Origin of the sequence: Sphingomonas sp. LH128, from assembly GCF_000293195.2 — a bacterium.
GTDB lineage: Bacteria > Pseudomonadota > Alphaproteobacteria > Sphingomonadales > Sphingomonadaceae > Novosphingobium > Novosphingobium resinovorum_A.
Genome location: NZ_ALVC01000494.1, coordinates 1 through 1062, shown reverse-complemented (window position 1 = coordinate 1062; position 1062 = coordinate 1). Strand labels below are relative to the sequence as shown.

At 63.3% G+C, this 1062-nt stretch carries 1 protein-coding gene; it reads right to left on the bottom strand.

From position 1 onward, the window contains the following. Positions 1 to 309: IS66-like element accessory protein TnpA (tnpA, locus tag LH128_RS28950; RefSeq protein ID WP_008833258.1), on the bottom strand; the 309-nt coding region annotated here is incomplete at its 3' end. Positions 310 to 1062: the final 753 nt, after the last annotated feature.

Here is a 1062-nt window from a genome sequence, read left to right as displayed (position 1 = left end):
CGCGATCCCACCAGTGTGTCGCTCCGCAGGCGCCGGAGACGTCTCCACCCGGATAAACGCCGACGGATCCGGCAACTGCCCCGTGCTCCGCTGCCCGTTCGCACTCTGCCGCTCCTGATACTTCCTGACCCATTTGCGCAGTTGGTTGGCGTTGACACCATGCTCCAGCGCAAGCCTCGCCACCGATATGCCCGGCTCGAGGCACGCCTCGATCAACCGTGCCTTCCCCGCCCGACCATAATAGCGCCGGCCGTTACTCGTCACCCTTACAACCTCGAGCCCATAGGGGCCCATCGGTGCCAACTCCATGTGTCCACCTCTTCCTTGGTGGACACATCCTTCACACCGCGTCACTCAACCGAACAGGTGCGCGGAATTTCGCGCTTACCCTACTCAAGTCATCTATATACGACCGGGATTGGTCGGCAGCCGACACCGTCGTTCTGCGGTCGGGTACGGCAGCTATCTCGAGTCGGTTGTCCCCAATCTGCCATTCCGGACTCGTGCCCGGCGATCATTCATAGGTGACGGACCGTAAGGTGGATGCAACCCACGCCTACTGATTGGGGGACTGTTCTGACGCAGGATCAGCTTCACGCTGATCCTGCGTCCCCATATCGCAGTTTGCCCTTGGGGCGCTCGAGTCACAATGCAACGTGAAGTCATCCGCGCGCGCAACGTGGAGTCAGTAGGTCTATGCCAATCTTGGACCCGGCGGCAGGCGCTGGCAGCTCGACGACATCGAGGCGCTCGAGGCCACCGGCACGGCCACCGAGGTCGACTGGTTCCCCTCCGAGACCTGAAGCTGCCAAGGGTCCGAGGCCGCAGAGGAGAGGGGGAAGGGAGGATCGAGCGCGGGAATGCGCTCGGTCTGACCCGGAGCCCTACCATGACCTACGACGTCCCGTTCCGTCACATGCAGGCGATCGACCCCAGCAGCCTCACGACCGTTACCGCGACCCTTCATGCCCTCAACAGGGCGATGGAAGACTGCCGTATCGCCGGTGTCGATCCCGACCATGACCCGGCAATCGCGCTGCTCGCCCGCCACTTCGCGGCCGT